The sequence below is a fragment of the Mycobacterium barrassiae genome, assembly GCF_025822765.1.
Classification (GTDB): domain Bacteria; phylum Actinomycetota; class Actinomycetes; order Mycobacteriales; family Mycobacteriaceae; genus Mycobacterium; species Mycobacterium barrassiae.
Window position 1 is genome coordinate 63,109 of record NZ_JACKUK010000023.1, and the last position, 24,621, is coordinate 87,729.

30 protein-coding genes and 4 tRNA genes are annotated in these 24,621 nt (G+C 65.7%); 21 read left to right on the top strand and 13 right to left on the bottom strand.

The features are described 5' to 3' along the window. Window positions 1-14 precede the first annotated feature (14 nt). From H7J93_RS10570 to H7J93_RS10590, 5 genes are all read right to left on the bottom strand, one after another. A complete protein-coding gene (locus tag H7J93_RS10570; protein WP_267306963.1) occupies window positions 15-608 on the bottom strand; it encodes an ATP adenylyltransferase in 594 nt (197 codons plus the stop codon). A 14-nt stretch (window positions 609-622) separates the two neighbouring features. Beyond that, window positions 623-2,677: a threonine--tRNA ligase gene (thrS, locus tag H7J93_RS10575; RefSeq protein WP_267306247.1), complete on the bottom strand. Its 2,055-nt coding sequence runs from the start codon at window positions 2,675-2,677 to the stop codon at window positions 623-625. A 71-nt stretch (window positions 2,678-2,748) separates the two neighbouring features. Then, the gene (locus H7J93_RS10580) at window positions 2,749-3,177 is read right to left on the bottom strand and encodes a TIGR02611 family protein (protein WP_267306248.1); all 429 of its coding nucleotides are present in this window, start codon (window positions 3,175-3,177) and stop codon (window positions 2,749-2,751) included. Next, window positions 3,174-3,803, bottom strand: coding sequence for a PaaI family thioesterase (locus tag H7J93_RS10585; protein WP_267306249.1), 630 nt, complete (start codon window positions 3,801-3,803; stop codon window positions 3,174-3,176). Before H7J93_RS10585 ends, H7J93_RS10580 begins: the two co-directional genes overlap by 4 nt. 47 nt (window positions 3,804-3,850) lie before the next feature. Beyond that, window positions 3,851-4,699: an aldo/keto reductase gene (locus H7J93_RS10590; RefSeq protein ID WP_267306250.1), complete on the bottom strand. Its 849-nt coding sequence runs from the start codon at window positions 4,697-4,699 to the stop codon at window positions 3,851-3,853. A 71-nt stretch (window positions 4,700-4,770) separates the two neighbouring features. Here H7J93_RS10590 and H7J93_RS10595 point away from each other — a divergent pair, with 71 nt between their 5' ends. From H7J93_RS10595 to H7J93_RS10605, 3 genes are all read left to right on the top strand, one after another. After that, window positions 4,771-5,268, top strand: a complete 498-nt coding sequence (locus H7J93_RS10595; RefSeq protein WP_267306251.1) for a DUF1990 domain-containing protein — start codon at window positions 4,771-4,773, stop codon at window positions 5,266-5,268. Window positions 5,269-5,348: 80 nt separating this feature from the next. Beyond that, on the top strand, window positions 5,349-6,041 hold the full coding sequence (locus H7J93_RS10600) for a GAF and ANTAR domain-containing protein (RefSeq protein ID WP_276021856.1): 693 nt from the start codon (window positions 5,349-5,351) through the stop codon (window positions 6,039-6,041). A gap of 221 nt (window positions 6,042-6,262) precedes the next feature. After that, entirely contained in the window at window positions 6,263-7,093 is an 831-nt protein-coding gene (locus H7J93_RS10605; RefSeq protein WP_267306252.1) for a L,D-transpeptidase, read from the top strand. A gap of 2 nt (window positions 7,094-7,095) precedes the next feature. Here the strand turns inward: H7J93_RS10605 and H7J93_RS10610 are convergent, their stop codons facing one another. From H7J93_RS10610 to H7J93_RS10620, 3 genes are read right to left on the bottom strand one after another with little or no spacing between them, the layout of a single operon-like run. After that, on the bottom strand, window positions 7,096-7,476 hold the full coding sequence (locus H7J93_RS10610; protein WP_267306253.1) for a DUF4267 domain-containing protein: 381 nt from the start codon (window positions 7,474-7,476) through the stop codon (window positions 7,096-7,098). Window positions 7,477-7,495: 19 nt separating this feature from the next. Continuing rightward, on the bottom strand, window positions 7,496-7,813 hold the full coding sequence (locus H7J93_RS10615; protein ID WP_267306254.1) for an NIPSNAP family protein: 318 nt from the start codon (window positions 7,811-7,813) through the stop codon (window positions 7,496-7,498). Between the two features lie 33 nt (window positions 7,814-7,846). Then, window positions 7,847-8,323, bottom strand: a complete 477-nt coding sequence (locus H7J93_RS10620; RefSeq protein WP_267306255.1) for a DUF1772 domain-containing protein — start codon at window positions 8,321-8,323, stop codon at window positions 7,847-7,849. Window positions 8,324-8,423: 100 nt separating this feature from the next. Here H7J93_RS10620 and H7J93_RS10625 point away from each other — a divergent pair, with 100 nt between their 5' ends. Further along, window positions 8,424-8,996: a TetR/AcrR family transcriptional regulator gene (locus H7J93_RS10625; RefSeq protein ID WP_267306256.1), complete on the top strand. Its 573-nt coding sequence runs from the start codon at window positions 8,424-8,426 to the stop codon at window positions 8,994-8,996. 61 nt (window positions 8,997-9,057) lie between these two features. Here the strand turns inward: H7J93_RS10625 and H7J93_RS10630 are convergent, their stop codons facing one another. From H7J93_RS10630 to H7J93_RS10640, 3 genes are all read right to left on the bottom strand, one after another. Beyond that, a complete protein-coding gene (locus tag H7J93_RS10630; RefSeq protein WP_267306257.1) occupies window positions 9,058-9,558 on the bottom strand; it encodes a hypothetical protein in 501 nt (166 codons plus the stop codon). Between the two features lie 269 nt (window positions 9,559-9,827). After that, window positions 9,828-11,537: a DHA2 family efflux MFS transporter permease subunit gene (locus H7J93_RS10635; protein WP_267306258.1), complete on the bottom strand. Its 1,710-nt coding sequence runs from the start codon at window positions 11,535-11,537 to the stop codon at window positions 9,828-9,830. A gap of 102 nt (window positions 11,538-11,639) precedes the next feature. Next, window positions 11,640-11,711: transfer RNA gene (locus H7J93_RS10640), tRNA-Val, on the bottom strand. Window positions 11,712-11,852: 141 nt separating this feature from the next. Between H7J93_RS10640 and H7J93_RS10645 the strand changes: the two genes are divergently transcribed. The 6 genes from H7J93_RS10645 (at window position 11,853) to H7J93_RS10670 (ending at window position 14,340) form a co-directional block, all read left to right on the top strand. Further along, window positions 11,853-12,383, top strand: a complete 531-nt coding sequence (locus H7J93_RS10645; RefSeq protein WP_267306259.1) for a DUF6636 domain-containing protein — start codon at window positions 11,853-11,855, stop codon at window positions 12,381-12,383. Window positions 12,384-12,545: 162 nt separating this feature from the next. Beyond that, window positions 12,546-12,618: transfer RNA gene (locus tag H7J93_RS10650), tRNA-Gly, on the top strand. 27 nt (window positions 12,619-12,645) lie between these two features. Next, window positions 12,646-12,716 (top strand) — tRNA-Cys (locus tag H7J93_RS10655). A 14-nt stretch (window positions 12,717-12,730) separates the two neighbouring features. Then, window positions 12,731-12,805: transfer RNA gene (locus H7J93_RS10660), tRNA-Val, on the top strand. Window positions 12,806-12,936: 131 nt separating this feature from the next. After that, complete coding sequence (locus H7J93_RS10665; RefSeq protein ID WP_267306260.1) at window positions 12,937-13,245, top strand: hypothetical protein; 309 nt, start codon at window positions 12,937-12,939, stop codon at window positions 13,243-13,245. A gap of 675 nt (window positions 13,246-13,920) precedes the next feature. Then, entirely contained in the window at window positions 13,921-14,340 is a 420-nt protein-coding gene (locus H7J93_RS10670) for a hypothetical protein (protein WP_267306261.1), read from the top strand. Between the two features lie 21 nt (window positions 14,341-14,361). Here the strand turns inward: H7J93_RS10670 and H7J93_RS10675 are convergent, their stop codons facing one another. Beyond that, on the bottom strand, window positions 14,362-14,721 hold the full coding sequence (locus H7J93_RS10675; protein WP_267306262.1) for a helix-turn-helix transcriptional regulator: 360 nt from the start codon (window positions 14,719-14,721) through the stop codon (window positions 14,362-14,364). Between the two features lie 73 nt (window positions 14,722-14,794). Here H7J93_RS10675 and H7J93_RS10680 point away from each other — a divergent pair, with 73 nt between their 5' ends. Genes H7J93_RS10680 through H7J93_RS10710 form a run of 7 tightly spaced genes read left to right on the top strand, consistent with a single transcriptional unit; the run spans window position 14,795 to window position 18,704 of the window. Next, window positions 14,795-15,286: an SRPBCC family protein gene (locus tag H7J93_RS10680; protein ID WP_267306263.1), complete on the top strand. Its 492-nt coding sequence runs from the start codon at window positions 14,795-14,797 to the stop codon at window positions 15,284-15,286. A gap of 32 nt (window positions 15,287-15,318) precedes the next feature. Beyond that, window positions 15,319-16,044, top strand: coding sequence for a Clp protease N-terminal domain-containing protein (locus H7J93_RS10685; protein WP_267306264.1), 726 nt, complete (start codon window positions 15,319-15,321; stop codon window positions 16,042-16,044). A 35-nt stretch (window positions 16,045-16,079) separates the two neighbouring features. After that, window positions 16,080-16,562, top strand: a complete 483-nt coding sequence (locus H7J93_RS10690) for an RNA polymerase sigma factor (RefSeq protein WP_267306265.1) — start codon at window positions 16,080-16,082, stop codon at window positions 16,560-16,562. Continuing rightward, a complete protein-coding gene (locus H7J93_RS10695; RefSeq protein WP_267306266.1) occupies window positions 16,559-17,152 on the top strand; it encodes a methylated-DNA--[protein]-cysteine S-methyltransferase in 594 nt (197 codons plus the stop codon). The genes H7J93_RS10690 and H7J93_RS10695 overlap by 4 nt, the downstream gene beginning before the upstream one ends. Before the next feature lie 36 nt (window positions 17,153-17,188). Beyond that, window positions 17,189-17,611 carry a PPOX class F420-dependent oxidoreductase gene (locus H7J93_RS10700; protein WP_267306267.1) on the top strand — a complete coding sequence of 141 codons (423 nt, stop codon included), beginning with the start codon at window positions 17,189-17,191 and terminating at the stop codon, window positions 17,609-17,611. Window positions 17,612-17,652: 41 nt separating this feature from the next. After that, window positions 17,653-18,147, top strand: a complete 495-nt coding sequence (locus tag H7J93_RS10705) for a hypothetical protein (protein ID WP_267306268.1) — start codon at window positions 17,653-17,655, stop codon at window positions 18,145-18,147. 26 nt (window positions 18,148-18,173) lie between these two features. Then, window positions 18,174-18,704 (top strand): GNAT family N-acetyltransferase, encoded by a 531-nt coding sequence (locus H7J93_RS10710; RefSeq protein ID WP_372507846.1) that lies wholly within the window; start codon window positions 18,174-18,176, stop codon window positions 18,702-18,704. A gap of 13 nt (window positions 18,705-18,717) precedes the next feature. Here the strand turns inward: H7J93_RS10710 and zapE are convergent, their stop codons facing one another. Further along, window positions 18,718-19,734: a cell division protein ZapE gene (zapE, locus tag H7J93_RS10715; protein ID WP_267306270.1), complete on the bottom strand. Its 1,017-nt coding sequence runs from the start codon at window positions 19,732-19,734 to the stop codon at window positions 18,718-18,720. Between the two features lie 25 nt (window positions 19,735-19,759). Between zapE and H7J93_RS10720 the strand changes: the two genes are divergently transcribed. The 4 genes from H7J93_RS10720 to H7J93_RS10735 all read left to right on the top strand — a co-directional run bounded on the left by H7J93_RS10720 (window position 19,760) and on the right by H7J93_RS10735 (window position 24,620). Further along, window positions 19,760-20,533: a pyrimidine reductase family protein gene (locus H7J93_RS10720; protein ID WP_267306271.1), complete on the top strand. Its 774-nt coding sequence runs from the start codon at window positions 19,760-19,762 to the stop codon at window positions 20,531-20,533. Between the two features lie 58 nt (window positions 20,534-20,591). Next, window positions 20,592-22,160, top strand: a complete 1,569-nt coding sequence (locus H7J93_RS10725; RefSeq protein ID WP_267306272.1) for an alpha/beta hydrolase — start codon at window positions 20,592-20,594, stop codon at window positions 22,158-22,160. A gap of 35 nt (window positions 22,161-22,195) precedes the next feature. Then, the gene (gene aftC / locus H7J93_RS10730; protein WP_267306273.1) at window positions 22,196-23,467 is read left to right on the top strand and encodes an arabinofuranan 3-O-arabinosyltransferase; all 1,272 of its coding nucleotides are present in this window, start codon (window positions 22,196-22,198) and stop codon (window positions 23,465-23,467) included. Between the two features lie 85 nt (window positions 23,468-23,552). Next, entirely contained in the window at window positions 23,553-24,620 is a 1,068-nt protein-coding gene (locus H7J93_RS10735) for an oxidoreductase family protein (protein ID WP_267306274.1), read from the top strand. Window position 24,621 lies beyond the last annotated feature (1 nt).

Genomic DNA, 24,621 nt, shown 5'->3' on the forward strand with positions numbered 1-24,621 from the left:
TTCATCCTCCGTCGCTATCCTCCGCTGTCGCGCCCGTCGGACTGCTTCGCCCACTCCGTCGCCAGCAGTTCACGCGTCTCGCTCAGCAGCTGCGGGACCACCTTGGCGCCGCCGATGATTGTGATGAAGTTCGCGTCGCCGATCCAGCGCGGCACCACGTGCATGTGCAGATGCTCGGCCAGTGACCCACCGGACACCCTGCCCAGATTCAGCCCGACGTTGAACCCCATCGGGTTGGACACGCTCTTGATGACGCGAATCGCCTTCTGGGTGAAGGCCATCAGTTCGGCGCTCTCCGCGTCGGTGAGGTCCTCGAGTTCGGAGACCATGCGGTACGGCACCACCATGAGATGCCCCGGGTTGTACGGGTACAGGTTCAGCACGACGTAGACCAACTCGCCACGCGCCACCACCAGACCGTCCTCATCGGACAGCTTGGGGATGTCGGTGAACGGCCGTGACGGCTCCGAACTGTCGCGCCGCGTCGGCGCTTCGGCGATGTAGGTCATCCGATGCGGTGTCCACAATCGCTGCAAGTGGTCGGGCTCGCCGGCGCCGTGGTCGACGATCGTCTGGTCGTCCTGCGATCCGGTCAGGTCGTCGCGCAGATGCTCGTCGTGGGTCACGTCGCGATGCCCACCTTGACCAGTTCGGCTGTCGGAGTGGCATTTTCCCGCCGCGCGATCCACTCGCCGATAGCCGCCACCGCCACGTCGCGCGGCACGCCGTTGATCTGGGTGCGGTCACCGAAGCGGAAGCTGACCGCGTTGGCCTCGATGTCCCTGTCGCCGGCGACGAGCATGAACGGCACCTTCTGGTTGGTGTGGTTCACGATCTTCTTCGCCATCCGGTCGTCGCTGGAGTCGACCTCGGCGCGAATCCCCGCCATCTTCAGTTGCGTGGCAAGGCCGTTGAGATACGGGATGTGGTCGTCGGCGACGGGAATGCCGACCACCTGCACCGGAGCCAGCCACGCCGGAAACGCACCTGCGTAATGCTCGGTGAGCACACCGAAGAACCGCTCGATCGAGCCGAACAGCGCACGGTGGATCAGCACCGGGCGTTGGCGGGTGCCGTCGGCGGCCGTGTACTCCAGCTCGAACCGGTCAGGCATGTTGAAGTCCAGCTGGATCGTCGACATCTGCCAGCTGCGGCCCAGCGCGTCCTTGACCTGAACCGAGATCTTGGGACCGTAGAACGCGGCGCCGCCGGGATCGGGCACCAGGTGGAGACCGGAGGCCTCCGCGACCTCCCGCAGGGTCTCGGTGGCCTCCTCCCACATCTCGTCGGAGCCGACGTACTTGTCCGGGTCCTTGGTCGACAGCTCCAGGTAGAAGTCGTTGAGGCCGTAGTCGGCGAGCAGGTCGAGCACGAACTGCAGCAGCCGGGTCAGCTCGTCGCGCATCTCCTCGCGCGTGCAGTAGATGTGCGCGTCGTCCTGCGTCATTCCGCGCACCCGGGTCAGTCCGTGCACCACGCCGGACTTCTCATAGCGGTACACGCTGCCGAACTCGAAGAGCCGCAACGGAAGTTCGCGATAGGACCGTCCCCGCGACCGGAAGATCAGGTGGTGCATCGGGCAGTTCATCGGTTTCAGGTAGTAGTCCTGGCCGGGTTTGCGCACCGTGCCGTCATCGTTGAGTTCAGCGTCGATGTGCATCGGCGGGAACATGCCGTCGGCGTACCACTCCAGGTGCCCGGAGGTGATGTAGAGCTGTTCCTTGGTGATATGCGGGGTGTTGACGAACTCGTAGCCGGCTTCGATGTGCTTGCGCCGGGAGTACTCTTCGAGCTCGCGACGCACTACGCCGCCCTTGGGGTGGAAAACCGGTAAGCCCGAACCCAATTCGTCCGGGAAACTGAACAGGTCGAGTTCGACGCCGAGCTTGCGGTGGTCGCGGCGCTGCGCCTCTTCGAGGAACTCCAGATGCTTGTCGAGCGCTTCCTGTGACTCCCACGCGGTGCCGTAGATGCGCTGCAGGCTGGCGTTGTTCTGGTCGCCGCGCCAGTAGGCCGCCGAACTGCGGGTCAGTTTGAACGCCGGGATGTATTTCGTCGTCGGGATGTGCGGACCGCGGCACAGGTCGCCCCATTCCCGTTCGCGGGTGCGGGGATTGAGGTTGTCGTAGGCCGTGAGCTCGTCGCCGCCGACCTCCATCACATCGGGGTCGCCGGATTTGTCGTCGATGAGTTCCAGCTTGTACGGCTCGTTGGCAAGCTCTTCGCGCGCTTGCTCTTTGGACTCATAGACGCGCCGCGAGAACAGCTGGCCCTCTTTGACGATCTGGCGCATGCGCTTCTCGAGCGCCTCGAGATCATCCGGCGTGAAGGCCCGCTCGACGTCGAAGTCGTAGTAGAAGCCATCGGTGATGGGCGGTCCGATGCCGAGCTTGGCCTGGGGGAAGATCTCCTGCACCGCCTGCGCTAGCACATGCGCGGCGGAGTGGCGGATGACGCTGCGACCGTCCTCGGTGTCCGCGGCGACGGGGATCACGTCGACGTCGGCCTCGGGGGCCCACGACAGGTCGCGCAGTCGGCCCTCCGGATCGCGCACGACGACGATGGCCTTCGGATCACCACGTCCCGGCAGTCCCGCGTCGCGCACCGCCTCACCCGCGGTCGTCCCGGCAGCGACCCGGATAGGGGCTGCTGATGCGGGGCTGACGGCGGCGCTCATCGGTCTGTCTCCAATGCGTCGGGGCTATGTCGGACGTATGTCGGACGCGACCATGCTATCGGTGCGCGTCTTCATGCCCCGAGGCCAATAGGGCTGTTCAACCACGGCCAGTCGATGCCGAACAGCTCGGCGGTCCAGTCAACGGCGCCGAGCAGCCACAGGGTGCCCACCACGACCAGGAACGTGAACAAGACGCCGATGGCCTGGACGGCGATGTGCTGATCGCTGAACCAGGCCATCACCTTGTCGTAGCGCTCCTTGGCGTACGCCAGCAGACGTCGTGCCCACTCGAATTCGGTTGCCAGGATGCCGAGCCCGACGAACACGATCGCCCAGCCCGGACCGGGATACGGGATGGCGACGACACCGACGGCGAAGACCGTGAGTCCAACGACACCGACCCCGATGCGGTAGACGAGCTCGGCCATGCGGTGGTCGCGCAGCCGATCGCGCCAGCGCGCCCATCGGCGGAGGCGGCTGGGGTGATCGTCTTTTGTCACGGCTGGCCGGGGCGCAGCTTGACGAACAGCGCGTGCGATTCGGCCAGCACGTCCTCGCCGTCCAGCAGGCGTCCCGATACGAAGATCTTGCGGTCCTCGATGCTGTCTATGCCGGCGTCGACCTGCAGTTCCCTCTCGATCAGCGCGATCTTGCGGTAGTCGACGTGCAGGAATGCGGTGCGCTGGGCCCGGCTGCCGCTGAGGGTGAACGCGGAGTAGCCGAGCAGCCCGTCGAAGAGCTGCGCCACCGCGCCGCCGTGCGCGGCCCCGTTACGGCCGAGGTGGAAGCGTCGGAACGTCGCCGTGCCGGCGATGCGACCGTCCGGCGTCTTGTGCAGGTCCAGCGGAATGGACAGGAGATTGCCGCGATTGGGCAGATCCATCCGCCGGCCGGACGGCGAGGACCATTCGTCGGCGTAGTAGGGCGCCAGTAGCTGGGTGACCTTCTCGACGAGGTCGGCGGCCTCGGTGATGACGTCATCGGGTGCATCCGCGGCGCGGGCGTGGTCCTGCAGCGTGCGGACGGCCTCGACGAACCGTCCGTAGTCGGGTCCACCCTTGGTGGTCGGGACCGGCGGGTTGAATCCCCCGCCGGGATGCGCACCCGAGGGTTGATCGGTGGTCACCCGACCACCGTATTGCCTAGCTCAGACCGGGGGTGGTACGGCCTTCCTCAGGCAGCCGCGGTCCCGGCGGTGCTCAGCGTCTCGAACTCCTCGTCGGACAGCTCGATACGCGCGGCCGCGACGTTCTCCTCGAGATGGTCGACCTTTGACGTGCCGGGGATCGGCAGCATCACCGGCGATCGCTTCAGCAGCCACGCCAGCGCCAGTTGCGACGGCGACGCCCCGTGGTCGGCGGCGATGCGTTGCAACGGGCCGTCGGCGGCGGCCAGCGGTCCGGCGGCCAGCGGGAACCAGGGAATGAACCCGATGTTCTGGGACTCGCAGGCGTCCAGCACCGGTTCGGCGGTCCGCACCGAGAGGTTGTACATGTTCTGCACCGTCGCGATCGTCGCGATCTTCTGGGCGGCCTCGAGTTGGTCGACGGTGACCTCGGACAGCCCGATGTGGCGGATCTTGCCCTCCTGCTGCAGTTTCACCAATTCACCGATCTGGTCCTCGGCGGGGAACTTGTTGTCGATGCGGTGCAGCTGGAACAGGTCGATGGTGTCGACACCGAGGCGGCGCAGACTCATCTCGCATTCCTGACGCAGGTACGCCGGGAAACCAAGGGGTTCCCACGTGTCAGGCCCGACCCGGAGCAACCCGGCCTTGGTGGCGACGACGAGCCCGTCCGGGTAGGGATGCAACGCCTCCTTGATCAGTTCCTCGGACACATACGGGCCGTAGGAGTCGGCGGTGTCGATGAAGTTGACGCCGAGCTCGACGAGGCGACGCAGCACGCGGATGCACTCGTCGCGGTCGGCAGGCGGGCCCCACACGCCCTTGCCCGTCAGGCGCATCGCGCCGAATCCCAGACGATTGACGGTGAGCTCGCCGCCGATGGTGAACGTGGTCATGGTTCGCACCGTACGCCGACAACCTTGGCGTCGCCGATCAGCGACTGCAGGTGCGATAGCGTCGGGCGACGATGAAGCTGAGCCACCTTGCCGGACTGCCGTTGACCTACACCGAGATCGGCGCCACTGCTGGTGCATTGCCCGCCGGTTACCACCATGTGCAGAAGTCGGCGGTGATCGGTCGCGGCCGGCAGCGGTTCGAGGAGGCGGCCGCGGCGGGCATGCGATGGGGCATGCTGCGCGGCGCGGGGATCAAGGTGGCGGCGACGACGGAGGTCGCCGCGGTCGGGTCGGAGGTGATCGTGCATCTGGGCCCGGTGCAGGCGCCGTGCCGCGTGGTCTACGTCGTCGACGAACCCGACCGTCGCGGCTTCGCCTACGGCACGTTGCCCGGCCACGCCGAATCCGGCGAGGAGCTGTTCCTCGTCCGCTACGACCCCGCCACCGAGAATGTGATCGCCGAGGTGACCGCGTTCTCCCGGCACGCCACGTGGTGGAGCCGACTGGCCTCGCCGGTGACGTCGCTGGTGCAGCGAACTGTCACGAGTCGATATCTGCGGGCCTTGTAGTCGGCCTATTCGCCACGCGGTGACGCTCGTCAACGCGTAGCTTTCCCCCTGAGGAGGGGCGAGTGGTGAAGAATTCAAGCATGGTCGAGGCCACCCACCTGCGTATTGCCGAGCTGGTACAGGCGCTGCACAGCCGCACCGACGCCGACTCGGAGACGGTGATCGCCGAGTTGGCCGAGCACGCAGCGGTGGAGGTTCCCGGGGCGCAGTACGCCGGCATCACGGTGACGCGCAACCGCAAACACATCGACACCCCTGCCGCCACGCATATCTATCCGATGCTGTTGGACAAGGTGCAGCAGCGACACGGCGAGGGGCCGTGCCTCACCGCGGCGTGGGAGGAGAAGACGATCCATGTCGCGGATCTCGAACACGACGACCGCTTCCCCCGTTACCGGCAAGACGCGCTGGCGGAGACACCGATTCGGTCGATCATGGCGTTCCAGTTGTTCATTGCCGGCGAGACGATGGGCGCCCTGAACGTCTACGCCGAGCAACCCCACGCGTTCGACGACGAGTCCAGGACCATCGGCTTGATCTTCGCCGCGCACTCATCGGTGGCATGGAATTCGGCGCGGCGCGACGAGCACTTCAAGAAGGCATTGGCCAGCCGCGACACCATCGGTCAGGCCAAGGGCATGATCATGGAGCGGTACGGCGTCGACGCTGTGCAGGCATTTGAGTTGCTGCGCAAGCTGTCTCAGGACTCCAATGTGCCGCTGATCAAGGTCGCCGGCCAGCTCGTCGCCGACTCCCAGACGAGCGTCGACTAGCCCTGTCGACCGGGCGCATCGAAAGGGTCGGCTTCGATTGCGACACGGCCTGATCGCGGCCGAGTTTCGAAGCGGGCCACCGCGTTGCGCATTTCGCGGGTCGTTGCCGAAGCGTGACGAACCCTTGATCGAATTGCGAAGGCTCGCCTGGGCTTCGAATCCCGTTGGCACCCCTACGATCAGATATTGACAAGGTTGTAATTTCAAAGGATTCGGAACCCATGCGTCTGGTTGTTCGGTGTGTCCTCGCAGCGATCCTGATGGCTGCGAGTGTGGTTACGGGCCCGGCTGGCGCCAGCTCGGCGGCGAGCCAGTCGTATCGCCCTGCCGTCGCATCGGTTCTGCCTGTGCCGGGTTCGGTCGTTGGCGTGGCGCACCCGGTCGTCGTGACATTCAGAGCCCCTGTCACCGACCGGCGTGCGGCCGAACGTGCCATCGGCATCAAGTCCGTGCCCGCGATGACCGGCAAGTTCGAGTGGGTGGAAAACAACGTCGTGCAGTGGATTCCCGACGAATTCTGGCCAGCGCACACGACAGTGGCACTTGCGGTGGGCAACCTGCCCACCACGAACTTCCAGACCGGTCCCGCCGTCGTGGGTGTCGCCAACATCGCGGAGAAAACGTTCACGGTGACCATCGACGGTGTGCCGCCAACTGATCTGCCCGCACCGCACCACCGGGCCAACTGGGGCAAACCCGGGGTGTTCCCGGCCTCGATGGGCCGCCCCGAGTATCCGACGCCGGTCGGTACCTACACCGTGCTGGGCAAGGATCGCGACGTCGTGATGGATTCGAGCAGCGTCGGCATCCCCGTCAACGCCCCGGACGGATACGTACTGGATGTCGAGTACGCCGTGCGCTTCACCCAGCGCGGTCTCTTCGTGCACTCCGCACCGTGGTCCGTCAACCAGATGGGCTATGAGAACGTCAGCCACGGCTGTATCGGGCTGAGCACCGAGGACGCCGAATGGTACTTCAACACCGTCAAGGTGGGTGACCCGATCATTGTGCGAGAGAACGGGATCGAGGTACCCCGAACCGTATCGGGCTAGCTCTAGGAGATGAGCAGAAGCGCCGACGTGATGAGCATGACGACGGCGGTGGCGCCGTGGACTCCCCAGGCGATGGACTTGGCGCCGCCGCTGCGGAGCACGATCACCGCGTCGGCGATGGGAATGATGGTGGCGGCCAGTATCACCCAGCCGAGCAGGTGTGTGGCGCCCGCGGCCATCAGGATGATGACGAACAGTCCCGATGCGATATCGCGGATGCCCTTGACCCGCATATAGGCGCCGACGGATGGCTGGGCCAGATCGGGTTGCACGCCGTAGCCCGCGGCGGCGACGCGCGGCGCGACGATGAAGCGGGTGCCGACGAAGATGATGGCTGCGGCTATGAGTCCGGCGAGCGTATAGGCGACGATCGAAACGGTCATGTCGAATACTCCTGAAATGTCATCGAATTGGTGAAAATGCTGTCGGCTCCAACGGCACCGCCTGAACATCGACGATGTCGTTGACGTCGAAGCCGGCCATATCGGCGGCGAATTCCTGACTCGCCATGACTTGCCGGGTGAGCTGTTCGGGATCGGCCGCCGACGGATAGCGGATGAGCGCGATCAGCCGGTTCGCGCCCCCGTCGTCCTCCGTCCACACACCGTGGGTGGAGATCCCAAAGCGGTCGAAGGTTGGCACATGGCGTGCCCAGTGCACCGTCGCATAGCGGTGCAGCGCTTCGGGTGATCGCAGGGTGTAAATCCTCAGCTGAAACATGAATGCGGCACTCCTCCGGTTGATTTAGACGATTCAGATCATCATCGCCACGCAGAGGGCAGCCACCGCGATCCCTTGCAGGGTGGCGCGAATGCCGATGATCTGATCCCACTTCGCTTGGAGGGCACGTCCATTCGGTATCGATTGGCCGGCGTCGGCGGCTGCCGTCAGTTGTCGGTTGATCGGCGCGCTCACCCGTACGTAGAGCACGACCCAGACCAACAACAGAACCAGGGCGACAGCCGCCGCGATCGCTTGCGCCCACTGCGCGGCGATCGCGGCGAGCACCGCGCTGGACGCCGCAGCCACGATGCCGAGCACGCCGGGCAGGGGCATGCGCCGGTCGCCATATCTGTGGACGTTTCCCGTCACGGCCACCAGTGCGGCGTCGTCGACGGACGCCAGCGCGGGTCGCAGCACGATCGCGCAAAACGTGTCGGTGCCGTAGACCACCGCGGTGCCGAGGACTGCGATCAACGCGGCGGCACGGGCGAGGAGATCCAAAGTCATGTCGAGGCCCTTCAGGCGTAGGTGCTAGCAACGCTAACCCCTCGTTGCGCCGCGCGTCAATAGCACCGCTAGCTTATGTAGCAGTGCTACCATGTGAGGTATGGCCATCGAGGACCGTCGCGAGCGGGAGCGAGCTGCCCGCCGCCAGCTGATCATTACGACGGCGCGCCAGCTGGCCGAGGCCGAAGGCTGGGATGCCGTGACGACGCGCCGGCTGTCCGCGCAGATCGAGTACAGCCAGCCGGTGTTGTACAAGCACTTCGCCGGCATGGACCAACTCGCCGATGCGGTCGCCGTCGACGGTTTCGGTGAGCTCGCGGATGCGATTCGAGACGCTCGGGACGGCGCCGCCGGTGACAGCCTGGCCGCCGTCGCGCACGCTTATCTGAATTTCGCCCGCGACAACCCGGCGGTCTACGACGCGATGTTCGCCCGTGCGACGGCGTTGCACTTCGCCGCCGAGGACACTCCCCCTCAGCTGAAGGTCGCCTTCGCCGAGTTACGTTCGGCCGTCGGACTTCTCGGTGGCGTACAGGATGCGGACACGCTCACCGAGGTGTTCTGGGCGGCACTGCATGGACTGGTCACCCTCGGCCGCACGAAGCGACTACGCGAGGGCTACGAAGCGCAGCGCGTCGACCTGCTCGTCACTCAATTCACCAGCCAACGCTGAGATCACAACGCAACGACCCGTCCACAGATCATCGGGGACGGGTCGCCGCAGAGGAGCTGACTCAGTGCCCGGAAGGTCCCGGGCCCGGCGCAATGGGTTGACCGGGCTGGGGTGCTCCGCTCGGCGCCGGTCCGACCGGATCGCCCTTGCCTCCGGCGGCGCCACCCATGGTGGTGAGCGGAAGCCCGCCCGCGACCGGAGCGCCGGCGACGATCGGTGCACCCGCGATTGGCGGAACGATCGGCACTGGGGGCACCAACGGTGGAACCGGCGGCACCAGGGGCGGCGGCACGATCGGTGGGACCAGCGGTGGTGGAACGATCGGAACCGGCCCAGGAAGTGCCATCGGAACGCCGGCCATCTCAGTGATGGGAGCGCATGGGGCTGCTGCAGGAGCACCTGCTGCCGGCGCCTCACCCGCCTGCGTCTCGACGCACTCGTAGGCACCACCGGTTTTCAGCATCGGTGCCGCCGCGGCACCGGCGCTCATCGCCAATGCGACGCCGCATAACCCCGCCCCGACAGCAATCACCTTGATGTTGAGTCGATCAAAGATCGCCATCACCCACCCGCTCCTTCATTAACGCTCAAAAAACATTCCACTTCGTAGTGGTGCAGCAGAACCGCATGCCGTACCAAAGTCGCCTCTGGACGACGTGGTCAATTTATCGACACCGATCGCGATCGCAGGACACGCCGCACCGCGCCGTTTCCGAATAGTGACGTTCGATTTTTCCGGACTCTCGTCACAACGGGAGTTCCGTTGTAAATGAGATGATTTCGTCACCGGACTGTGTTCAAAACGTGCACCGCGCGCCGGTTTCGAGAGGGCTATTCCTCGAGGCTCGACAAGGGTTCGGACCGAGCACTGTGCGTCTCGGCCTGTGCGGCGAGGATTTGCATCGTCGGCGACGGACTCGGTGTCGCTGTTGACTTGCCCGCAGGCATCACAGCTGGTTTCCGCGGCAGGAACGCCGCAGGGATGAAGGTCAGCGCAATCAGCACCGCAGCGACCACGAACACCACGGCGTAGGCGAAAGACAGGTCGTCCTGCACGTTGGTCACTAACTCGGGAACAAGGGCGGGTTGCGGTATGACGGACGGGTCGATCGGCGAGCCGCTCTCGGCGGCCTCCTGTTGCAGTGCTGCCATTTTCGTTGCAGCGGAGATGTTTTCGCTGCGGTTGAATTGACTGGTCAGGATCACAGACATCACGGAAGCGCCGATCGAGCTGGCCATGAGCTGATTGACACTGACCAGCGTCGATCCCCGAGCGATCTGACTCTGGGCGAGTGTCTGCACTGCCGCGCCAGGCAGGGGCAGCATGGTGCAACCCGAGCCCATGCCCATGACTAGTAATGCAACGAGCAAAGTCGGCGAGTAGTCCACTTGGGTGATCACCCCGTAAGCCAAGGTGCTCATCCCCGTGACAGCTAAGGAGATACCGACCAGCACGATCCTGCCCGGGCCGAACTTGTCCATGAATATCCCGGCAAGCGGCATGGTCAGCAGGGCGCCCAGTCCCAGCGGAACTATGTGCAGACCGGCCTGCATCGGAGTGTGGTGCATGAGCTGCTGGAAGAAGCTCGGGAGCACCAGGCCGGCGCCGGTGCCAGCGATGACATAGACGAGCATCGCCAGGTTCGCCATGCCCACGGTTCGGTTGGTCAACAGGCGGAAGTCAAGCAGCGGATGCTTTGCGCGGTACCACGCGTGCCAAACGAACGCGGTGATCAGTACGAGACCGACGATCATCGGTATCAACACGTGACGATCAGCGACCGTGCCGCGCCCCGGCATCTCAGAGAGCCCTAGCAGGAACGTCGCCACGCCGGGCGTCAGCAGCAACACACCGATGAAGTCGAAGGTCTCCGTTCGGGTGGGTTCATCTCGCGGAAAGATGAACGCGGCGAGCACGACGGCGACGACACCCACCGGCACGTTGATGAGAAAGATCCACTCCCACCCATACGTTCGGATGATCCAGCCGCCCAATATCGGTCCACAGATCGGGGCGAGCACCAGCGGGATCGCGGCGAGTCCCAAGACGCGGCCGAGGCGCTTCGGCCCCGCCGCACGCGTCACGATGGTGAGCATCAGCGGCGTCAGCGTGCCGCCACCGGCGCCCTGCAGTGCGCGAAATATGATGAGCAGCAGAATGTTCGGGGCCATCGCGCAAAGTAGCGAGCCCAGCGTGAACGCCAATACCGAGCCGATGAACAGTCGTTTGGTGCCGAACCGATCGGCGGCCCAGCCGGTCATCGGGGTAACGGTTGCTAGTCCGAGTATGTAAGCCGCCATCGTCCACGCCACGACGGCCTGTGTGGACTGAAATTCGACGACAAAGGTGCGTTGGGCGACGGAGACGATCGTGGTGTCGAGGCCGCCCATCACGGAAACGATCAGGCAGACACTGCCGATCCGCAGCAGCCTGGCGTCGAGCCGATCCGGATGGTCGGCTGCTGCAGACGTGCTCTCACCCGGTTTGTGCGTCGCGGAATTCCGTGATTCCGGATCGACGGCGTCGTCACCTCTGGCCATCAGCTGTCCTCACGCCGCACTCTATTCGCCGGGGTGCCGCGAATCGGAGACGTATTGCCGGAAATACGGCTGGAACCGACTGCCGGGCGCTTTAGATCCTTGTGGTCCCGACTGGGATCGAACCAGTGACCTTCCGCGTGTGAGGCGGACGCTCTCCCCCTGAGCTACGAGACCGGGGAGCTCGACCGAAGGGGTCGAACGACGTCGAAGACTAGCACGGTAGCGGCCCTCGACCCGAATTTGTTTCGCGACCAGTGCTTCGTCATTTCGGCCGTTCGTGGGCTCGGCCGGCGTTGCCGCGGCTAAGGTCGCGCCGTGGCTCGACTCGACCGACGCTTTGCGACCGCGGTTGCCGGCGTGGCCGGGTTGCTCACCCTCACTGCGTGCGCCAACGCTCCGGGCCCGCAGCCGACGAACGTGTCCTCGACCGCCGACCAGACCATGGCGTCAGCCACGGGTTCGGCGCCGACGACGGCCAGTCCCGAGCCACTGGACCGCGAGGTGCTCGGGTACACCGGCTTCATCTCGCCGACCGGCAACGTGAGCTGCGCGATCGACATCAACCTCGCCCGCTGCGACATCATCGACCGCGATTGGTCACCCCCGCCGCGCCCGGCGGACTGCGAGTTCGACTACGGCCAGGGAATCTCGATCGTGCCCGGCGAGCCCGCCACCTTTGTATGTGCCGGCGACACCACCTTCGGCGCTGAGGACGTGCTCCCCTACGGCGAGGCGATCACGGCCGGCCCGCTGCGCTGCGAGAGCGCCGAATCGGGCATCACATGTCGTGACGCCGAAGCGGGAAATGGCTTCACGATTTCGCGTCAGGCGTACCAAATTTTCTGACTCTCCGGCCACGGCGGCGGCGTCCAGCGGACCTCGAGTCTGGGTGTGACGTGACTGCCAACCGAGTTGAGATGATGGACGACGAAGCAAGGGATTTGTGGTGTTTCGCTCGGGTCGACTATTGTCGTCCTTCGCAACGGACGGCGATCCCGCCCGTGGCGCGCGGATGTAGCGCAGTTGGTAGCGCATCACCTTGCCAAGGTGAGGGTCGCGGGTTCGAATCCCGTCATCCGCTCGAAGGTGCAGTGGCATCAACCCCAGCGGTGGAGTGGCCGAGTGGTGAGGCAACGGCCTGCAAAGCCGTGCACACGGGTTCGATTCCCGTCTCCACCTCAACGATTTGTTCGGCGCGATTAGCTCAGCGGGAGAGCGCTTCCCTGACACGGAAGAGGTCACTGGTTCAATCCCAGTATCGCGCACCACAGTTTGACCAGCTCAGGCCCGGTTTCGCCGGGCCTTCGCTGTCTCTTTAGAAACTTCCAAGGTCTGCCGCGAAGACTCGCGCCGATACGGGTGTCGGATGACACCGATCAGCGACAGGAAGCAGTGGACCATGAAGACTTCGAACTTCAAGAGAATCGCCTTCGCAGGCGCCGTTTCAGGGGCAATGGGCCTGGCCGCGATCGGACTCGGGGCGGGCACCGCGAGCGCGGACGACGAGTTGGATGCGATCGCACCGTTGGTGCCTGGCGGGCTCAGCGAGGACTGGCAGTCCTACCTGCCGTTGATCGAGAGCGTCGGCGACCTCGGCAGCATCGCGAACCTCGGAGACCTCGGCAGCCTCGGCGGCCTCGGAGACCTGGGCAGCATCGCCAACCTCGGAGACCTGCAGGGACTCATGGGCCTGGCCGGCGGGTTCTAGGTCCCGCCTTCCCCGACAAACCCCCCGGCCCGTCACGCTCCCCCACGTGGCGGGCCGGGCCAGCGTCGCGGTATCTGACGCTGCAGTGACGTCGAATCCTCGCCGGTGGCAGCCGACGCGGGCTTCCGGGAATGTTTGCCAGGAGGATTAGAACGGAGCGCATCTGGCTACCTATGTCAGCAAGCCTGCCGCCCTCATCCGATTCGCACACCCGGCACCGGCGGCCGGCCCAGCGAAGCCCTCGCGCGGGGGTCGGGGGCTTCGCACCAAACTTCGACCGCCGCGTCGTGACGATGCCGACGTCGGCGGCATCCTGACGTCGACGCTGAATTTCGGTTTGGCCCATCACCATCCAGCGCACCGACGCCACACCGAAATCTCTTTGCTGACGGCGGTTCGTATTCGACACGACGGGTACTCCTCACCCATGGCGAATGAAGCGTTGTTCGCGACTGCCGGGCTCTTCGGCCTCTTTGTCGCGATGTTGACGGGAGCTCTGTGGGATGCCCGCATCTCGGCTCCCATCCGGTACTTCCGGTCACAGGGTCGGCACACGTTGCCACGTTGACGCTCCTCGCCGGCGCAGCCGACATCGGAGCGAAACCACGCGGGCAACTCGAGCCACCCATTAGGCTCTCCGAAGGCCAACCCGTCATGACGACCTAGGGGTGGGACATGATTCGCGAACTCATCGCCGCCGCTGCGATTGCTGGCGCTGCCCTCAGCGCGGCTCCGATCGCGGCCGCCGACGACCTGATGTACCCCGACACCTCGGCGCGTTACCCCAGCGACGTGCCAGGCATGAACTACGAAGCCCACCTCACCGCGCCCTGCACAAACCTCGACCGGTTCACGTTCGGCCGCGGGCCTGGTGGCGAGGTACTGCAATGCCGGTGGATCGCCAACCAGTGGCCCCCTGTCTATACGGGCTTCTGGGTCGCGACGTATGAGCTGTTCGGCGTTCAGGAGACCGGCGCGCCGTGCCCCAAACCCCAAGCGGCAGCCCAACATCCCGACGGGCGTCCGATGCTGTGCCTGGGTGCTCGCGGATGGCAGCCCGGGATCTTCACCCGCGAGGGTTTCTTCCCGGTGTAAAGCTCGGGGTAGAACGCGCAGCTAGCTACGCAGTGTCCGACTCGGTGACGTTCCAAAGGTCCGCTTGTAGATCCCGCTGAACCGTCCGGCGTGGCCGAACCCCCACCGCCCGGCGATCGCCATCACGGTGTCCACCGATGGATCCGCGGCCTGTAGGTCGCGGTGGGCGTGCTTGAGCCGCACGCGTCGCAGATATTCCAGCGGCGTCGTTCCCTTATAGCGGCGGAACATGTACTGCACTGACCGCGGTGTGACGTTCACCGATGCCGCGATATCGCTCAATGTGATGTCGCGATGCGCATTTTCGTGGATGAACGCGACCGCTCGCCGCAGCAGCACCGGCTGCGAGCTGTCGATCGGTTCGTGTTCATCGTTCGTCATCGAGAACTCGGTTACCCGGTGACGAATCCCTAAAAACGGACGCGGCACAGATCACACCTGACACGATTCCGCCATGGCCGAACGCATCGAAGTCCCCCGCACCATCGCCGCGCCCGCCGCCGACATCTTCGCTGTGCTCTGCGATCCGCAGGGCCACGTCGCAATCGACGCCACCGGCATGCTGCAGAGCGCCGATGGGGATCCGGTCACCGCGAAGGGCGACAGCTTCGTCGTGCACATGGATCGCGAAGCGCTCAACGACTATCCGGAGTTGGGCAAGTACGACGTCACCGTGTCGATCACCGACTTCGAGCAGGACCGGCTGATCGCCTGGACCATCTTCGGCCAGCTCAAGCCGGACATCGGCCACATCTACGGCTACCGACTCGAGCCCACCGACGAGGGCACCTTGGTCACCTCGTTCTACGACTGGTCCGACATCCATCCGCAGTGGCGCGACGCCGACATCTTCCCGATCGTCTCCGAACTCGCGTTGCGGGCCACCCTCGGGATCCTCGATCGCACGGTCCGCCGCGGCTACCCGCGTCCGTCAACCAACGGTTGACGATCCTTAGGCGTCAACCTAGAGTTGACGATATGACCGGGCCTGCCAAGATCACCAACCCCGTGCGCCTCGACGACCTCATCGATGTCATCAAGAAGGTGCACGACGAGCCGCTTGATCAGCTCACCGACGCGGTGCTGGCCGCCGAATCCCTCGGCGAGGTCGCCGACCATCTCATCGGCCACTTCGTCGACCAGGCCCGGCGCTCCGGCGCCTCGTGGACCGAGATCGGCAAGTGCATGGGCGTCACCAAGCAGGCCGCGCAGAAGCGGTTCGTGCCCAAGACCCCCGGCGACGCCGACGCCATGGACCCCAACGCCGGCTTCAGCCGCTTCACCCCGAGGGCGCGCAACGTCGTCGTCGCCGCCCAGAACCAGGCGCACGAGGCCGGCAACGTCGAGATCACCCCCGACCACCTCCTGTTGGGGCTCTTCGAGGACCCCGACGGGCTCGCGGTCAAACTGCTCGCCGGCCAGGGCGTCACTGCCGAGGCCGTGACCAACGCCATCACACTTCCGCCCCGCACCGAGGGCGAACTGCCCGCGCTGACGCCGTTCAACGGCGCCGCCAAGAAGGTTCTCGAACTGACCTTCCGGCAGGCACTTCGCTTGGGCCACAACTACATCGGCACCGAACACATCGTGCTTGCGCTCCTTCAGAATGAGAACAGGAACGGAGTCCTACACCGCCTCGGCGTCAACAAGCGCCGCTTCGAGACCGATCTGGTCAAGACGCTGGAACCATTCACCAAAGGCTGATCTCACATCGCCCGCCGCCACGGCGTCTACACAATGTGAAGGTGCGCCCGTTCGAAGATGTCGTCGCCGAGCACGGCGCGACCGTGCTGCGGGTGTGTCGCGCTGTCGTCGGGCCGCTGGACGCCGAGGACGCCTGGTCCGAGACTTTTCTGTCGGCGCTGCGGGCCTATCCGCAACTGCCTGAGGATGCCAACGTCGAGGCGTGGCTGGTCACCATCGCGCACCGCCGCGCCCTGGACGTCGGCCGCGCGCGATCCCGCCGACCCGTGCCCACGGACACCCTGCCCGAACGGCCGAGCCCGCACGCCGACCCCGCTGCGCGCGACCCGGACCTGTGGGCAGCGCTGCAACGCCTACCCACCAAGCAACGTCAGGCAGTGGCCTACCACCACATCGCCGGTCTGCCGTTCGCCGAGATCGCTGAACTGCTCGACAACTCCCCCGACGCTGCCCGCCGCGCCGCCGCCGACGGCATCAAGTCTTTGCGCAAGGCCTACCAGAAGGACGAAACATCATGACCGCCAATATTTTCGACGAACTGCACCCCGACGACGAGACGTTGTCGAGGTTGCACACACGGCTCGAACAAGCCGCCGAAGCCAACCACGTCCTCGACATCGCCTACCGCACGATCGACACCCCGGTCGGCACCCTGCTGTTGGCCGCCACCACCGTCGGCGTGGTGCGGGTCGCCTACGACATCGAGGATCACGACACCGTACTGACTCGACTCGGCGACGCCGTCAGCCCCCGCATCCTCCGCTCGCCGCGCCGGTTGGACACGGTGGCGCGGCAGATCGACGAGTATTTCGCCAAGCGCCGCACCACTTTTGACGTGCCAGTCGACCTGCGACTGGCCAAGGGCTTCCGGCGCAGCGTCGTCGAGCACCTGCGCGACATCGGCTACGGCCACCGCGAGAGCTATGCCACCGTCGCCGCCGCGATCGGCCATCCGCGCGCGGTGCGGGCCGTCGGCACCGCCTGCGCGCACAACCCCCTCCCGGTGGTGGTGCCATGCCACCGCGTGGTGCGGTCCGACGGGTCTGCGGGCCAGTACGTCGGCGGCGTGCTCGCCAAGTCGACACTGCTGGAACTCGAGGCCGGCTGAGGGAATGAAACGGCGCGCGTATCGGTAGAACAACGCATGAAACTCAACGATGCGGCCCGTGATCTCATCGGAGCGGGCACCGATGCCGTGTTGGTCACTCTGAACCCGGACGGCAGCCCGCAGGTCTCCACGATCTGGATGGCGCTGGAATCCACGCCGGACGGCGACGAGCTCGTCGCCGCACACCTCAGCGAGTACCGAAAGACCCGCAATGTGCGCCGCGACCCCCGCGTGGCCGTCACGATCCTGGCCAAAGAACGCCCCGGTCAGCTCCGCGACTACCTGTCGATCACAGGCACCGCGCGGATCGAAGAAGGCGGTGCACCCGAACTGCTCAAGCGGCTCGCCAGGGCCATGCTGGGCAGCGACGAGCACTTTCCGCCGCCGAACGCACCCGCGGGACTGCTGACCCGCGTGCGTATCGAGAAGGTCGGCGGCTCCGGGCCGTGGGTGTCGTGAAGCGCCTGTAACACGTTTCAGTTTGTGGAATCATTCCCCGCATGCGCCGATGGTTCGTGCTCCTGATGGCCCTGATCGCGACGGCCGCCGGTCTGACGGCTGCCCCCGCTCAGGCCGCGCCCTCACCCATCGGCCGCCTCGGGGAGACGCTGCAGGTCAACTTCGAGGGCCTGGTCGCCGACATCACCGTGAACAGCCTCGCTCCGTCCCCGATCCCGCCCGGTTTCGGCTACCCGCCGCGGGCGCCCCGGTACCAGGTCTGGCGCGCGCAGATCACCGTCCACCCAATTAAGGTGCCCACGCCCTATGCGCAGGCCATCACCTACCAGTTCCGCGGGGTCACGGCGACCGGCGACTCGTACGAACCGCGCAATACCGACGCACCCGATGCGCTGTCGCTCGCGTTGACCAACGCCCCGGCCGGGTCGACGGTCAGCGGTGGGGTGTGGTGGGACTGCTACCGCGATCTGATCGCGAACGTCGTCCTACTCGACAAGGTCACCGGTCAACATCTCGCGCAGTGGAACGTGGCCTGATGGCAGGTTGACCTTGCGGATTGACGTTGCGGATTGACGTGGCCGAGGCCGGCGCCGATGACATTCGCGAACTCGCCGACGTCGCCGCACGAACGTTTCCGCTGGCGTGCCCGCCGTCGGTCACCGCCGACAACATCGCCGCGTTCATCGACGAGAACCTGTCCGAGCAACGTTTCCGCGACTACCTCGCCGATCCCGATCGCATGGTGCTCGCGGGGCGTGAGGACGGACGAATGGTCGGTTACGCGATGCTGATTCGCGGCGTTCCCGACGACGACGACGTCCAACGGGCCGTCACGCTTCGCCCGGCGATCGAACTCTCGAAGTTGTACGTGCTGCCCGACAGCCACGGCGCCGGGGTCTCCGCGGCGTTGATGAACGCCGCGGTCGACTGGGCACGAGAGCAGAATGTCCGAGCCGTGTGGCTGGGCGTCAACCAGCAGAACCGTCGCGCCCAACGCTTCTATGGCAAGCACGGCTTTACGATCAGCGGCACCAAGACTTTTCGGGTCGGCGCAGGCGTCGAGGACGACTACGTGATGGTGCGGCCGATCTGAAACGCACCGGGGGCTACGACGCCGCCGTCAGTGCCAGCAGCCGCGATGTCGCCCGCAGGTACTTCTTGCGGAAGCCTCCCGCGAGCATCTCGTCGCTGAAGATGGTGTCCATCTTTGCGCCGGAGGCCGTGACGGGAATGCCTGCGTCGTACAGCCGGTCGGTCAGCGACACCAGCCGCAGCGCCACATTCTGGTCGTCGATCGCATGCACCCCGGTGATGAACACCGAGGAGACGCCCTCGATGAGGGTCAGATACCGCGACGGATGCATGGTCGCCAAGTGCGCGCACAGCGCGTCGAAGTCGTCGAGTGTCGCGCCCGGCGTCTGTGCCGCGCGGGCGGCCACCTCCTCATCGCTCAACGGCTCCGGCGCCGCGGGCAGATCGCGGTGCCGGTAGTCGGGACCATCGATGCGCACGGTCGTGAAAATCGATGCCAGCGTGTGAATCTCACGCAGGAAGTCCTGGGCGGCGAACCGGCCCTCCCCGAGTTGCTCGGGCAGTGTGTTCGACGTCGCCGCCACCGACACTCCGCGCTCGACGAGTTGCGACAGCAGTCGCGAGATCAGCGTCGTGTTCCCGGGGTCGTCGAGTTCGAACTCGTCGATGCACACCACCACATAGTCGGCCAGCAGCTCGATGCATTCGACGAACCCGAAAACACTTGCCAGTTGCGTTAATTCGCCGAACGTCGCGAACGCCTTGGGCTCGGGGAACCGGTAGTACGACGACGCCAACAGGTGCGTCTTACCGACGCCGAATCCGCCGTCGAGGTAGATCCCGACGCCGGGTAGCACCTCGCGGCGGCCGAACAGCTTCTTCTTGCCGGCTCGCCGCTCGATCGCCTCCTCGCAGAACTGTTGGCAGGACTGCACCGCCGCGGCCTGCGACGGTTCGGCCGGATCAGGGAGATACGTGTCGAAGCTGACGTCGGCGAAGGTCGGCGGCGGGATGAGCTGAGCGATCAATCGCTCCGGCGTGACCTTGGGATGGCGATCGACCAAATGTCCGACACCGGTGGGCCCATGCATGCAGGCACCTTATCGACGTGTTGCAATGCTGTTCATGGTGCAGTTCACCGTGTTGGGGTCCGACGGTCCTCCGATAGACGGTGGCGATGGCCGCCTTGCGGAGTTCTACACCTATCCCGAGGGGCTGCAGACCTGCTGGGTCCGCGGCAACATGATCGCCAGCCTCGACGGCGCCGCCACCGCCGACGGCAAAGCCGGCGGTCTGGCCGGGCCGGGCGACCGCAGCCTGTTCGGCGTCATGCGGCACGCCGCGGACGTCATCCTCGTCGGCGCCGCCACCGTGCGGGTCGAGAACTACTCCGGTGCGCAGGTACCGCTTGCGGCGCGCAACGAACGGCAGCGCCGCGGACAGTCCGAAGTGCCGCCCATCGCCGTCGTCACGCGTACTGGGAACCTCGATCCCGACGCCCTGTTCTTCACCCGCACCGAGGTCACGCCGCTGATCCTGACGTGCGCCGATTCCGTCGACGAGACCCGCAGACGACTCGGAGCGGTGGCTGAGGTGCTGAACGCGTCCGGACCGCGACCCGACTCCGTCGACAACGCCACCGCGCTGAAGATCCTCGCCGAACGGCGGCTGTTCCGCGTGCTCAGCGAGGGCGGCCCGCTGTTGCTGAGCCAGCTGATCGAAGACGATCTGCTCGACGAACTCTGCCTGACGGTGGCGCCCATCCTGGTCGGCGGCGTCGGACGACGCATCGCCGCGGGCACCGGCGAGGTGCACAACAAGATGCGGGTCGCGCACCTGCTGTCCGACGACGAGGGCTACCTCTACACGCGGTATGTCCGGGCCCGCTGACACGGGAGCACGCCCAGCGCGACGAGGATTTCCCACGAGAATCAGTACTGTGGTCGGCATGCAACGGCGTCGCCCGATACGGATGTTGGGCATTTCAGCAGTCGCGCTGTCGGTGTTGCTGGCCGGTTGTGCGCCCGGTCTGGCCGCCAATCCACGGTTCGCCACCGATTCCGACGCCCAACCCCAGGGCCAGCCGCAGACCACTAAGGCGCCGGAAGGCCCGCCGCCGATCGAGTCCCCGAAGAACGACCTGTCCTGGCGTGAGTGCACGTCGCAGGTCTTTTCCGACGCCGCTGTGACGCCCGTTCCCGGAGTGAAGCTCGACTGCGCGACCTACGACGCGGACCTCGACCCGATCAAGGGCGCGGCGGGGTCGATCAGCATCGGCGTGGTCCGCGCGACGACTCAGGAGACGCCTGCGGACGCCGGACCGCTGGTGATGACCACCGGATCGGACCTACCGACGTCGCTGCAGCTGCCGGTGTGGCTGTCCCGGTCCGGCTCCGATGTCCTCAAGACGCGTCCGGTCGTGGCGGTGGACCGACGCGGTATCGGCATGTCTGGTGCGCTTGATTGTCGCGACCTGTACGACCGGCAGTCGATGCTCGACCAGGCCCAGTTCCAACCCGGTGACGACCCGGTCGCCAACCTCGGCGAGATCGCTCAGACGGCGACGACGAGCTGCACCGACACCATCGCCCCAGGGGATTCGGCGTACGACAACTCGCACGCCGCCGAGGACATCGAGCGGCTGCGCAGCACCTGGGATGTGCCGGCGCTGGCGCTGTACGGCATCGGTAACGGCGCCCAGGTGGCCCTGGCGTATGCGGGCAGCCACCCCAACAAGGTGGCGCGGCTGGTGCTTGATTCCCCGTTGCCGCTCGGCATCGCCGCCGAGGCCGCGATGGAACAGCGCGTCAAGGGCGAACAGTCCGCACTCGAGGCCTGGGCAGCGCAGTGCGTGGCCATCAACTGCCCGCTGGGTCCCGACCCCAAGGGCGCCGTCGATGCGGTGCTCAACCAGGCGCGGGGCTACAACACGACCAGCCCGCACTCGGTGGCCACCGTCGCTGACGCGATCGCCACCGCGCTCGCGTACCCCCGCGGCGATCGCGTCGCCGCCACCAACAGACTGGCGTCCGCCGTCGCCGCCGCCCGCTCCGGCGACTGGAACCCGATGACCACGCTGATCAACGAGGCCGATGCGTTGCGCGGCACCGACGGCCAGTTCGTCAACAGCTGCAGCGACTCCTTGAACCGGCCCACCCCCGACCGGGTCCGCGAGCTGGTGGTGGCGTGGGGGAAGTTGTACCCGCAGTTCGGCCAGGTGGGCGCGCTCGAGCTGGTGAATTGCCTGAGCTGGCCTAGTGGTTCCGCCCCCGAAGAGCCGCAGAACCTCAAGACGCCCGTCCTGCTGCTCGGTACCCAGCACGACCCGATCGTCGGCAACGAGGGCGTGGCGGCCGTCGCGGCGACGGTGATCAACGCCGGCGCGGCCAACCGCCGCGTGATGTGGCAGGGCATCGGCCACGGGGCCTCCATCTACTCCCCGTGCGCGCTGCCGCCGGTGATCGGCTATCTCGACAGCGGCAAACTTCCCGACACCGACACGTTCTGCCCGGCCTGATACGCCGCCCTCACGGGGTCCGGTACGGTTCGCCTGTGCGCGATCTTGTCCTGGCCGCCTTCCGGCCCCGCACCTCCCCACCCGGCGTGGCCACGGTGTTGCGGTCGATTCTGTGGCCGCTGGCCATCCTGTTCATCATTCATCGCAGCTATGTCCTGGCCACGAACGGCTACATCACCGACGACTTCGGACCGGTGTACCGCGCCGTCGTGAACTTCAAGATGGGCTGGGACATCTACAACGAGCACTTCGACCACGTCGACCCGCACTATCTCTACCCGCCCGGCGGCACCCTGATCATGGCGCCGTTCGGCTACCTCCCCGTCGAGGCGTCGCGGTACTGGTTCATCACGTTCAACACGATCGCGATCGTGCTCGCCGCCTACTTCCTCATCCGGCTGTTCGGATTCAAGTTCGATTCGGTCGCGCTGCCCGCCCTCCTGTGCGCGATGTTCGTCAGCGAGAGCGTCGTCAACACACTGGTTTTCGGCAACATCAACGGCTGCATCCTGCTGCTCGAGGTGCTGTTCTTCCGGTGGTTGCTGGACGGTAACCGCAACCACGAATGGCTGGCCGGGACGGCCATCGGTCTCACGCTGGTGGTCAAACCGCTGCTGGCGCCACTGCTGTTACTTCCGCTGCTGAATCGACAGTGGCGAGCGCTGATTCCCGCGTTCGTGATACCGGTCGTGTTCAATCTCGCGGCGTGGCCATTGGTCAAGGATCCGATGAACTTCGTCACCCGGACCGCGGCCTACATCTTCACCACCCGCGACTATTTCAACAGTTCGATCGCGGGCAACGGACTGTATTACGGGCTGCCGTTCTGGCTGATCATCTTGCTGCGGTTGGCCTTTGGCGTGCTCGCGGTGTTGTCGCTGTGGCTGCTCTACAAGTACTACCGGACCCGCGACCCGCTGTTCTGGATGCTGACCTCGTCGGGCGTGCTGCTGATCGCGTCGTTCCTGGTGCTCTCGCTGGGCCAGGGCTACTACTCGATGATGCTGTTCCCGTTCCTGATGACGGTCGTTCGGCCCAACTCGGTGCTGCGCAACTGGCCCGCGTGGCTGGCGATCTACGGGTTCATGAGCGCCGATCGCTGGCTTCTCGGGCACTGGCCAACGACCGGACGGTTCCTGGAGTACATGAAGTTCACTTACGGCTGGTGCCTCATGCTGATCGTGGTGTTCTGCGTGCTGTATTTCCGGTACCTGGACGCCAAGGCCGAGAATCGGCTGGAGGACGGCATCGACCCGCCGTGGATGCATGAGGCGGCAAAAACGCCCGCCCCTGCGCAAAGCGGATGACAGCCCGGTAAATCCGCTGCGGTAGCCCGCTGATCGTGAATACGATTGGCTCGCACGCAGGCAGGACACGGGGAGGCGGTGCGGAATGCCGATCATCCCTCGCGATCCATCGGCGATCACCGCCGGTTGGCTCAGCGAAGTGCTTAATGCGGACGTGCAGGCCTGCAAGGTCGAACAGATCGCTGTCGGAGTGGGGCTGCTCGGCCGACTGTTTCGCGTCCATCTCGAGGGCGGGCCCGACCTGCCTGCGACGGTGGTCGTGAAACTCCCCACCCTCGACACTACGGCGCGAGTGAACCTGTGCGAAGAGCTTGACTTCTACCTACACGAGGTCCAGTTCTACCAAGACGTCGGCACCGCCAACCCCCTTCCTCCGGCACGACACTACTTCGCCGCCATCGATGGTGACACGCACGACTTCGTGCTGGTGCTCGAGGATTTGAGGAGGCTGCGCCTCGCAGACCAGCTCGTCGGATGCACCCCCGAGGACGCAGCGACGGTCATCGACGCCATCGCCCGGCACCACGCCCATTGGTGGGACAACGACCGGCTCGCCGCGCTGCACTGGTTGCAGCCCTTCACCACACCGCCGTTCATCGAGGTCCTCGTGGCGAACTATCGCGCCGCATGGCCCAGATTCCTCGACCTCGTGGGATCCGACCTGTCCCCCGCGATGCGTGACTTCGGCGACCGGTTTGCATCGTTGATGCCATGGTTCATCGCGGAGTTCGCCCGTGAACCCCATACTTTCCTGCACGGCGACTTGAGGCTTGACCAGCTCTTCTTCGCTGTGGAGGACGATGACCCACCGGTGACCGCACTCGACTGGCAAATCGCCTCCAGAGGCCGGGGCGCTTGGGATGTCGGCTACTTCATCTGCCAGAGCTTGACTCCCGAAACGCGACGCAACGTCGAGGAAGAGCTTGTCGAGCGGTACGCAACACGGCTCGCACAGCACGGAATCGCTTACCGCCGTGACGATTTGCGGCGTGACTACCGGACGACCGCGGCGTGGTGCTTCATCTACCCGGTCATGGCCGGCGGCCGGATTGAGGTCGCCAACGAACGAAACCTGCAGTTGGCCCACACCATGCTGACTCGGTGTGTGGCGGCGATCGAGGACCATGACGGCTTGTCATTGAGACCCGACTGAC

Excerpts from the sequence above, each read along its gene's own strand:
- thrS (WP_267306247.1), bottom strand. The coding sequence starts at position 2,677 with ATGAGCGCCGCCGTCAGCCCCGCATCAGCAGCCCCTATCCGGGTCGCT.
- H7J93_RS10590 (WP_267306250.1), bottom strand. The coding sequence starts at position 4,699 with ATGACCACGTTCACCATCGGCGGCGAGCTCACCGTCAATCGTCTGGGA.
- H7J93_RS10595 (WP_267306251.1), top strand. The coding sequence starts at position 4,771 with ATGAAGCTGAGCCACCTTGCCGGACTGCCGTTGACCTACACCGAGATC.
- H7J93_RS10600 (WP_276021856.1), top strand. The coding sequence starts at position 5,349 with ATGGTCGAGGCCACCCACCTGCGTATTGCCGAGCTGGTACAGGCGCTG.
- H7J93_RS10605 (WP_267306252.1), top strand. The coding sequence starts at position 6,263 with ATGCGTCTGGTTGTTCGGTGTGTCCTCGCAGCGATCCTGATGGCTGCG.
- H7J93_RS10610 (WP_267306253.1), bottom strand. The coding sequence starts at position 7,476 with ATGACCGTTTCGATCGTCGCCTATACGCTCGCCGGACTCATAGCCGCA.
- H7J93_RS10615 (WP_267306254.1), bottom strand. The coding sequence starts at position 7,813 with ATGTTTCAGCTGAGGATTTACACCCTGCGATCACCCGAAGCGCTGCAC.
- H7J93_RS10620 (WP_267306255.1), bottom strand. The coding sequence starts at position 8,323 with ATGACTTTGGATCTCCTCGCCCGTGCCGCCGCGTTGATCGCAGTCCTC.
- H7J93_RS10625 (WP_267306256.1), top strand. The coding sequence starts at position 8,424 with ATGGCCATCGAGGACCGTCGCGAGCGGGAGCGAGCTGCCCGCCGCCAG.
- H7J93_RS10630 (WP_267306257.1), bottom strand. The coding sequence starts at position 9,558 with ATGGCGATCTTTGATCGACTCAACATCAAGGTGATTGCTGTCGGGGCG.
- H7J93_RS10635 (WP_267306258.1), bottom strand. The coding sequence starts at position 11,537 with ATGGCCAGAGGTGACGACGCCGTCGATCCGGAATCACGGAATTCCGCG.
- H7J93_RS10665 (WP_267306260.1), top strand. The coding sequence starts at position 12,937 with ATGAAGACTTCGAACTTCAAGAGAATCGCCTTCGCAGGCGCCGTTTCA.
- H7J93_RS10670 (WP_267306261.1), top strand. The coding sequence starts at position 13,921 with ATGATTCGCGAACTCATCGCCGCCGCTGCGATTGCTGGCGCTGCCCTC.
- H7J93_RS10675 (WP_267306262.1), bottom strand. The coding sequence starts at position 14,721 with ATGACGAACGATGAACACGAACCGATCGACAGCTCGCAGCCGGTGCTG.
- H7J93_RS10680 (WP_267306263.1), top strand. The coding sequence starts at position 14,795 with ATGGCCGAACGCATCGAAGTCCCCCGCACCATCGCCGCGCCCGCCGCC.
- H7J93_RS10685 (WP_267306264.1), top strand. The coding sequence starts at position 15,319 with ATGACCGGGCCTGCCAAGATCACCAACCCCGTGCGCCTCGACGACCTC.
- H7J93_RS10695 (WP_267306266.1), top strand. The coding sequence starts at position 16,559 with ATGACCGCCAATATTTTCGACGAACTGCACCCCGACGACGAGACGTTG.
- H7J93_RS10700 (WP_267306267.1), top strand. The coding sequence starts at position 17,189 with ATGAAACTCAACGATGCGGCCCGTGATCTCATCGGAGCGGGCACCGAT.
- H7J93_RS10705 (WP_267306268.1), top strand. The coding sequence starts at position 17,653 with ATGCGCCGATGGTTCGTGCTCCTGATGGCCCTGATCGCGACGGCCGCC.
- zapE (WP_267306270.1), bottom strand. The coding sequence starts at position 19,734 with ATGCATGGGCCCACCGGTGTCGGACATTTGGTCGATCGCCATCCCAAG.
- H7J93_RS10720 (WP_267306271.1), top strand. The coding sequence starts at position 19,760 with ATGCTGTTCATGGTGCAGTTCACCGTGTTGGGGTCCGACGGTCCTCCG.
- H7J93_RS10725 (WP_267306272.1), top strand. The coding sequence starts at position 20,592 with ATGCAACGGCGTCGCCCGATACGGATGTTGGGCATTTCAGCAGTCGCG.
- H7J93_RS10735 (WP_267306274.1), top strand. The coding sequence starts at position 23,553 with ATGCCGATCATCCCTCGCGATCCATCGGCGATCACCGCCGGTTGGCTC.